Below are 8194 nucleotides of genomic sequence, written 5' to 3' on the forward strand. Positions count from 1 at the left end.
CCCGGCGAGAGCGTGCAGGCGCGTGCATAGTGAAGTACTCGTTTTCTATTCTTATTGTGGTGCGCCCCTGCCCGGGGCAGGGCAACATGCAAGGCGTTTAAATACACATGTGCATGTGTATGTATAGACTACGCGGGAAGGTGGGCGGCTTGTCAACAGGCGCCGCAGCGGCGCGCCTGCATTCGCCGATTTATTCGATTATCTATTTGAATTTATTGAATAAATATTTTTCAAGACGAGCGTGCCAATACCCGCTGGATGGCGGGTATTGGATATACAAAGATACATTTGTGTATTTGCAATGTGCCGAGCGGGTCGGCACAGGCGCTCAGGCCGGGGCGTGGCTGCACGCGGGGAGGAGGATGCCGGCCATGCGCTGGCTGCGCGCCAGGCGTTGTTGCGGGGTGTCTTCGCTGTGCAGCAGCGACAGGCTGATCTGGTAGGCGTAGATCAGGTAGGCGCGGTCCTGGGCTTCGTCGCTGGGCACGCCGGCCTGAATCAGCAGCCCCTCGATGTAGTTCAGGCGATGGCTGTCCACCTCGTCGATGGCCTGGCGCGCCTGCTTGTCGCGCCGCGCCCAGCCGCGGATGCCCAGTTCGATCGAGGCGGCGTCCTTGGCGGTCTGGCCGTGGGAAGGCAGCTCCAGCAGGCGCTGCAACTGCTGCAGCGGCGAGCTGTGGGCCGTGCGCAGGTTGAGGATCACATCCTCGGTGGCGCGTGCGCGCCAGTTGCCCAGGATGCCTTCGAGCAGTTCGCCGCGGCTTTTGAAGTGGTAGTAGAAACTGCCACGGGTGATCTTCAGTTCCTTGGCCAGGGTGTCGACGCGCACGGCGTCGACGCCGCTGGTGACAAGCACTTCCTGTGCCGCATGAATCCAATCTTCCCGCGTGAGGTTGGTGCGTGATGACATTGTGTAGGGCCTTGTCCAACAAGCTGGATAAGCGCCAGGGCAGCGCAGGGTTCGACGCTTGGCCTTGGCAGCAAACCGTCATTCTAACGCCCGCCGCAACGGCGAAGCTATTGCCGGCATTGGCCACAAGGCCAGTGCCGGGTGTCCGCATCCTGCCATACATGACAGTACATAGGTGTAGGTACGGCTGCTCATTATTTGAAAATAGTCATGTTTTTTCATTGACTCAGGTCAAAACGGTAAATAGCATGCAGATACACAACTGTATGTTAAGAATAAAAACCGGAGGCCGACATGAGCGCAACTGCAAAGACTCTGCTCGCAGCAGGGCACCACACCCACTACCACGAGGCCGGCCAGGGCGAGCCGCTGTTCCTGCTGCACGGCTCGGGCCCGGGTGTTTCGGGTTGGGCCAACTGGGCCGCCAGTGTGCCGGTGTTCGCCGACCGCTGGCGGGTGATCGTGCCGGACATCGCCGGCTTCGGTTTCACCGAGTTCAAGGATGACGCCCGGTACGACATCAAGCTGTGGGTCAGCCACCTGATCGGCATCATGGATGCCCTGGATATCCAGAAGGCCTCCTTCATCGGCAACTCGTTCGGCGGCGCCCTGGCCATCGGCCTGGCGGTGTTCGCCCCCGAGCGCGTCAACAAGCTGGTGCTGCTCGGCACCCCGGCCGGCGAGTTCGTGCAGACCCCCGGCCTGCGCGGTGCCTGGGAGTACGAGCCGTCGCTGGCCAACATGCGCCAGCTGATGGAGCTGTTCCCCTACGACAAGGCGCTGATCACCGACGCCATGGTGCAGGCCCGCTACGAGGCCAGTGCCCGGCCCGGTGCCCAGGCCGCCTTGCGCAAGCTGATCCCGCAGCCCGCCGCCGAAGGCCAGACGATGGTCAAGGGCTTCCCCGCCGCCGCGCTGGCCAAGATCGTGGCGCCGACGCTGGTGGTACACGGCCGCGAAGACCGTGTGGTGCCGCCGGAGTGCGGGCTGCTGATCGCCAACAGCATTGCCGACGCCGACCTGCACCTGTTCGGGCGCTGCGGTCACTGGGTCCAGAGCGAACAGCCACGGCGCTTTGCCGCGCTGGTTCGCGACTTTCTCGGCGAGTAGTCCGGCATGAGCAGAAACGTGATGGAGCGGGTGCTGTGGCAGCTGTGCGTGGAGCGCGCGGCCAAGCAGCGCTTTCGTGAAGACGCCGCAGGCTTCGTGCAGCGCTTCGCCCTGGCCCCCGACGAGGCGCAGATGATCCTCGACTTCGACGTGGCCGGCCTGCAGGCGGCCGGGGTCAACCCGATGCTGACCATGGGCTTCTGGCAGGAGCTTTCGCCGCAACGCAGCATGCGCGTCTACAAGCAGCGCCTGGGCTGTACCGATGAACAAGGCGCGGGGTTTTCCGCCGCGCTCAAGGGGTGAACCGATGGGCAAGATAGTGGGCGGCTTCTGGATGCCGCATGACCCGGTGATGTTCGTGGCGCCCGATGCGCCACCGGCCGCACAACGCGATGCCGTATGGGGCGCCTATGCCCAATGCGCCGAGCGCCTGGCCGCCTTGCAGCCCACGGCGGTGATCATCGTCGGCTGTGATCACTACATCCTGTTCGGCCCCCATTGCCTGCCGCGCTACGTGATCGGCACCGGCGACGTGGACGGCCCCATCGACCGCCTGCCGGGCCTGGACCGGGGCGTGGTGCGCAACCACCAGGCGCTGGCCGAGCACATCGTCCATCACGGTGAAGGGCAGGGCGTGGACTGGACCGTGGCGCGCAGCTTCACCGTCGACCATTCGTTCTCGATCCCGCACCAGCTGGTGGTCAAGCCGGCCGAGGCCCTGCTGGGCCGTGAGCTGCCGAGCATCCCGGTGTACCTGGCGTGCGGCGTCGACCCGTACATCTCGCTGGAGCGCTCGGCCGACCTGGGCCGGCAACTGCGCGCGGCAGTCGAGGCGTTCGACGCCGACGAGCGCGTGGTGATCATCGGCAGCGGCGGCATCAGCCACTGGGTAGGCACCGTCGAGATGGGCCAGGTGGCCGAGGACTTCGACCGCGAAATCCTTGCCCACGGGGTCAACGGCGACCTGCAGGCACTGTGCGCCTACCGCGACGAAGACATCCTGCGTCGGGCCGGCAACGGCGCGATGGAAATCCGCAACTTCGCCTGCGCCATGGCCGCCCTGGAGCGTCCGCGCGGTGAAGTGATCGCCTATGAAGCCGTGCCCGCCTGGGTCACCGGCCTGGGCTTTGTGCAACTCAACAACGAGGAGCCGGCATGAGCCGCATACTGCTTTGCCAGCGTGACGAGCTGGCGCCGGGCGAACTGAAGAAGGTCGCCAACGGCGATGGCGATGCCCTGTGCGTCTACAACCTGGGCGGCACCTTCTACGCCACCACCGACATGTGCACCCACGCCACCGCCTCGCTGGCCGAAGGCGACATGGAAGACGACCTGATCACCTGCCCGGTGCACTGGGGCCAGTTCCATATCCCTAGCGGCAAGGCTGTGACCTTCCCCTGCGAACGGCACCTGCGCACCTACAAGGTCATCGTCACCGACCGCGAGGTGTATGCCGACACGGCCCTGGAAGCCGACGAGGCGCTGGCCGACGCCGACAGCCCGGTCTGACCGGGCGCCGTCCAACCGCATACCTGTGAGTCTGAACCATGGATAACAACAAGCACATACCGCTCAGAACCCTCGAAAGCACGCCCGCCCTGGGCAACCTCGACCGCCTCTGCGACATGCAGGAGGGGCGCCTGTCGGGCAAGGTGTTCTGGGACGAGGCGATCTACGAGCAGGAGCTGGAGAAGATCTTCGCGCGCTGCTGGCTGTTCGTCGCCCACGAATCCCAGTTGCCCAGGTCCGGCGACTACCTGACCACCTCGATGGGTGAAGACGAAGTGCTGGTGGTACGCCAGAAGGACGCCTCGATCAAGGTGTTCCTAAATGCCTGCCCGCACCGCGGCAACAAGGTGTGCTTTGCCGAGGCCGGCAACGCCCGCGGCTTCATCTGCAACTACCACGGCTGGTCGTTCGGCGCCGATGGCGGGCGCCTGATGGGCATGCACGAATCCAAGTGCTACGAAGAAAGCCAGTTCGACAAGTCCAGGCATGGCCTGCGCGAAGCCCGCGTGGCCAGCTACAAGGGCCTGGTGTTCGCCACGTTTGCCAGCGATGCGCCGACCCTGGAGGAGTACCTCGGGCCGATGACCTGGTACATGGACGTGATGCTCGACATGGACGAGGGCGGCAGCGAGTTCCTGGGCGGCTGCATCCGCTCCACCATCGAGTGCAACTGGAAGATCGCCGCCGAGAACTTCGTCGGCGACATCCTGCACGGCGGCTGGACCCACGACTCGGCGGCCAAGGCCATGCTCGGCGGCCCGGTGGCCAATGTCGGCGAACTGCCCGAATCCTACTCTGTGAACTGGAACGGCCACGGCTACGAGTTCGCCACCGACGTGGTCGGCAACGCCGCCACCCTGGGCGAAAAGGACATCAACAAGTACCTGCATGTGCTGCGCCCCAAGGTCGCCGAGCGCCTGGGCGAGTTCCGCTCAAAGCTGATCGGCGCGATCTCCTCGTTCACCGTGTTCCCCAACTTCTCGTTCCTGCCGGGGCAGAACACCGTGCGCATCTGGCAGCCGCGTGGCCCGCACAAGATCGAGCTGTTCACCTGGGTCATCGTCAACAAGAACGCCCCGCAGGACATCAAGGACAAATGGCGCCGTGGCGCGATGATGACCTTCTCGCCCACCGGCGTGTTCGAGATGGACGACGGCGAGAACTGGGAGTACTGCACCAAGACCAGCCGGGGCGTGGTCACGCGCTACCAGGACCTGTACGTGGGCCTGGGCATGCACACCCGCCTGGACGACAGCGAACTGCCGGGCAACGTGTTCAAGGGCCAGCTCAACGAATGCAACGCGCGGGCGTTCTACCAGCGCTGGAAAGACCTGCTGCAGGCACCGACCTGGGCCGACGTACCAGACCGCAACGGCACGCTGCGCTGAGGGGGCGAGATGACACACCAACTGCAGGACACCCCGGTGTCCATCGACGAGGCCCGCCGGGTCGAACAGTTTCTGCTGCGCGAGGCGCGCCTGCTCGACAACGAGTGCTGGGACCAATGGCTGCTGAGCCTGAGCGAAGCCATCCACTACTGGATGCCCGGCATCGAGAACCGTCGCCGCGAAGACAAGTCCGGGCCCTACCGCCTGGAGCACATGGCCTTCTTCGATGACGGCATGCGCGAGCTCAAGCGCCGCGTGGCGCGCTTCAAGCAGCCCTCGGCCTGGGCCGAGAACCCGCCCACGCGCAACGTGCACCTGGTCAGCAACATCGAGGTGTATGCCGGCGCCGAGCCGGGCGAGTACCTGGCGTACTCGTGCTTCGTCAACGTGCGCAGCCGCGGCCTGGACGAACACGCCCAGCTGGCCGGGCGGCGCGAGGACGTGCTGCGCCTGGAGGCCGAGGGCCTCAAGCTGCTCAAGCGCAAGATTCTGATCCCCAACGCGATGTTGCTGTGCAAGAACATCAACACGTTCCTATGAGGGCCTGCACATGGCTTGGTTGAAAGGGCAGGTGGCACTGGTCACCGGCGGTACCGGCGGCATCGGCAGCGCCATCGTGCGCCGCTACGTGGCCGAAGGCGCCAGGGTCGCGGTAATGGGCCGCGACGCGGCGCAACTGGCGGCGCTGGCTGCCGAGCTGGGCGATGCGGTGATCACCGTGCAGGGCGACGTGGCGCGCTATCAGGATAACCAGCGCGCCGTGGCCGCCACCCTGGAGGCGTTCGGCAGGCTCGACACCTTCGTCGGCAACGCCGCGGTGTTCGACTATTTCACCCGCCTGGACCGCATCGCCCCGCAGGATTTCGAGGGTGCGTTCCAGAAACTCTTCGCCACCAACGTGCAGGGCTACCTGCTCGGCGCGCAGGCGTCGATCGAGGCGCTGCGCCAAACCCGTGGCAGCATGATCTTTACCTTGTCCAACAGTGCCTTTTATGCCGGCGGTGGTGGCATTCTGTACGTCACCGCCAAGCATGCGCTGGTGGGCATGATCCGCCAGCTGGCCTACGAGCTGGCGCCGGATATCCGGGTCAACGGCGTGGCGCCGGGGGCGACCAACACGCCGATGAAAAGCCTGGATGGCCTGAACAGCCGCAGCGTACCGCTCAACCAGATCCCCGGGTTCGAGGCCGGTGCCGCGCAGGCTGTGCCCCTGCAACGGATTGCCGAGCCCGAGGACCACACCGGGCACTACGTGCTGCTGGCCTCGCGCGAGAATGCCGGGTTGACCACCGCCAACATCATCCACAGCGATGGCGGCTGGGAGATTCGCAGCGCCGGCCCCACGCGGTCGCGCAAGGCCTGAGCCTTGATAACCAGAACAAGAGAGATGCGTGATGACAACAACAAGCCTGAGTGCACCGCAACAGCAACTCCTGAACCTGTTCGCCGGGCTCGACCTGCCGGTGCTGGCCGCGCCGATGTTCCTGGTGTCGGGCCCGCGCCTGCTCGCCGCCAGCTGCCAGGCCGGCATCGTCGGCAGCCTGCCGGCGCCCAATGCGCGCACCGTCGAGCAACTGCAGCAATGGCTGGAACAGATCGTCGGCGAGCGTGACGCCGCGCAGCAGCGTGGCGAGCAGTGGGCGCCGTGGATGCTCAACATGATCGTGCACAGCACCTACGACCGCTTCGAGGCCGAGCTTGAACTGGTGCGCCGTTACCAGCCGCCGATCGTTTCCACCGCCCTGGGCAGCCCCAAGCGCGTGCTCGACACCGTGCACGCCTATGGCGGGGTGGTGATCGCCGACGTGATCAGCCCGGCCCTGGCACGCAAGGCCGTGGCCGCCGGCGTCGATGGCCTGGTGCTGGTGTGCAACGGCGCCGGCGGGCATACAGGCAACTACAACCCGTTCGCCTTCGTCGCCGAAGTGCGCGAGTTCTGGGACGGCCCGCTGGGCCTGGCCGGGGCGATCTCCAACGGGCGCGACATCCATGCCGCGCAGGTGCTGGGCTGCGACTTCTCGCTGGTGGGCACGCGCCTGATCGCCACCCACGAAAGCCTGGTCGAGGACGCCTACCGCGACATGCTGGTGGAGTGCTCGCTGGACCAGGTGACCACCACCAAGGCGGTCAGCGGTGTGCTGGCCAACTGGATGCAGCCGTCGCTGGACAAGGCCGGCATCGACCCGCGCAGCGAAACCCGCCCCAGCATCGACTTCTCCGGCGACATCGCCACCGCCAACAAGGCGTGGAAGCACGTGTGGTCGGCGGGGCAGGGCGTGGGCCAGATCACCCGCACCTGCAGCGTGGCCGAGCTGGTCGACGAACTGCACCAGGGCTATCGCCAGAGTCGCGCGCGCGCGTTGTAAGCCAACCGGACCCGTTCAGGAGCAACCCCATGACCCACCCCAACCTTCAGGCCGCCGCCGCAGCGCTGGCCCAGGCCCGCTCGACCCGCACCCCGTGCGGGCGCATTTCCGAGCGTTTCGACATCCAGTCGCTGCACGACGCCTACGCCGTGCAGGAACTCGCCACCCAGGCCGCGCTGGCCGCCGGCCGGCGCCTGAGCGGGCGCAAGGTCGGCCTCACCTCGCTGGCGGTGCAGCAGCAACTGGGCGTCGACCAGCCCGACTTCGGCATGCTGTTCGCCGACATGGAATGCCACGATGGCCAGGCCATCGACAGCACGCGGCTGATCCAGCCCAAGGCCGAGGGCGAGATCGCGTTCGTGCTGGGGCGCGACCTGCCCGACCCCGACACCACCCTGGGCGAGCTGCTGCGCGCGGTCGACCATGTGCTGCCGGCGCTGGAGATCGTCGACTCGGCCATCGAGGACTGGAAGATCACCCTGGTCGACACCGTGGCCGACAACGCCTCCTCGGGCCTCTACGTGCTGGGCAAGACCCCGGTCAGCCTGCACGGCCTGGACCTGGCCCTGGAAGGCATGCTGCTGGAGAAGAACGGTGCCCAGGCCGCCATCGGCGTGGGCGCCGCGTGCATGGGCAACCCGCTGGATGCCTGCCTGTGGCTGGCGCGCACCATGGCCCTGGCCGGGCGCCCGCTGCAGGCCGGTGACGTGCTGCTGTCCGGCGCGCTGGGGCCGATGGTGCCGGTGGTGGCGGGCGACAGCCTGCGCCTGCGCCTGACCCGCCTGGGCGAAGTGAGCTGTCGCTTCACCTGAGCCGTGCCGGCTTGAACCCGGCGGCCTGACCGACCGCCGGTACCTACAACAATAAAACCAGTGAGCAGCGGGCCGACGGCCTGCCGCGCTCACGAGGGC

10 protein-coding genes are annotated in these 8194 nt (G+C 66.3%); 9 read left to right on the top strand and 1 reads right to left on the bottom strand.

The genetic code is table 11. From position 1 onward, the window contains the following. Positions 1–328: 328 nt before the first annotated feature. On the bottom strand, positions 329–910 hold the full coding sequence (locus JZZ72_RS27110) for a TetR/AcrR family transcriptional regulator (protein WP_043861072.1): 582 nt from the start codon (positions 908–910) through the stop codon (positions 329–331). A 294-nt stretch (positions 911–1204) separates the two neighbouring features. On the opposite strand from JZZ72_RS27110, the gene JZZ72_RS27115 reads away from it, so the two are divergent. From JZZ72_RS27115 to JZZ72_RS27155, 9 genes are read left to right on the top strand one after another with little or no spacing between them, the layout of a single operon-like run. After that, positions 1205–2020, top strand: coding sequence for an alpha/beta fold hydrolase (locus JZZ72_RS27115; protein ID WP_054916107.1), 816 nt, complete (start codon positions 1205–1207; stop codon positions 2018–2020). Positions 2021–2026: 6 nt separating this feature from the next. Beyond that, the gene (locus tag JZZ72_RS27120) at positions 2027–2323 is read left to right on the top strand and encodes an extradiol ring-cleavage dioxygenase (protein WP_043861074.1); all 297 of its coding nucleotides are present in this window, start codon (positions 2027–2029) and stop codon (positions 2321–2323) included. 4 nt (positions 2324–2327) lie between these two features. Next, a complete protein-coding gene (locus JZZ72_RS27125) occupies positions 2328–3179 on the top strand; it encodes a DODA-type extradiol aromatic ring-opening family dioxygenase (RefSeq protein ID WP_058541176.1) in 852 nt (283 codons plus the stop codon). Then, the gene (locus JZZ72_RS27130; protein ID WP_058541175.1) at positions 3176–3529 is read left to right on the top strand and encodes a non-heme iron oxygenase ferredoxin subunit; all 354 of its coding nucleotides are present in this window, start codon (positions 3176–3178) and stop codon (positions 3527–3529) included. Before JZZ72_RS27125 ends, JZZ72_RS27130 begins: the two co-directional genes overlap by 4 nt. 38 nt (positions 3530–3567) lie before the next feature. Then, positions 3568–4917 carry an SRPBCC family protein gene (locus JZZ72_RS27135; protein ID WP_043861077.1) on the top strand — a complete coding sequence of 450 codons (1350 nt, stop codon included), beginning with the start codon at positions 3568–3570 and terminating at the stop codon, positions 4915–4917. Between the two features lie 9 nt (positions 4918–4926). Then, positions 4927–5457, top strand: a complete 531-nt coding sequence (locus JZZ72_RS27140; RefSeq protein WP_043861078.1) for a 3-phenylpropionate/cinnamic acid dioxygenase subunit beta — start codon at positions 4927–4929, stop codon at positions 5455–5457. Positions 5458–5467: 10 nt separating this feature from the next. Next, positions 5468–6280 (top strand): 3-(cis-5,6-dihydroxycyclohexa-1,3-dien-1-yl)propanoate dehydrogenase, encoded by an 813-nt coding sequence (gene hcaB, locus JZZ72_RS27145; RefSeq protein ID WP_054916105.1) that lies wholly within the window; start codon positions 5468–5470, stop codon positions 6278–6280. 31 nt (positions 6281–6311) lie between these two features. Further along, positions 6312–7283 carry an NAD(P)H-dependent flavin oxidoreductase gene (locus JZZ72_RS27150; RefSeq protein ID WP_043861080.1) on the top strand — a complete coding sequence of 324 codons (972 nt, stop codon included), beginning with the start codon at positions 6312–6314 and terminating at the stop codon, positions 7281–7283. Positions 7284–7312: 29 nt separating this feature from the next. Then, entirely contained in the window at positions 7313–8095 is a 783-nt protein-coding gene (locus JZZ72_RS27155) for a 2-keto-4-pentenoate hydratase (protein ID WP_058541174.1), read from the top strand. Positions 8096–8194 lie beyond the last annotated feature (99 nt).

The sequence above is a fragment of the Pseudomonas palmensis genome (assembly GCF_017848315.1).
Classification (GTDB): Bacteria; Pseudomonadota; Gammaproteobacteria; order Pseudomonadales; family Pseudomonadaceae; genus Aquipseudomonas; species Aquipseudomonas palmensis.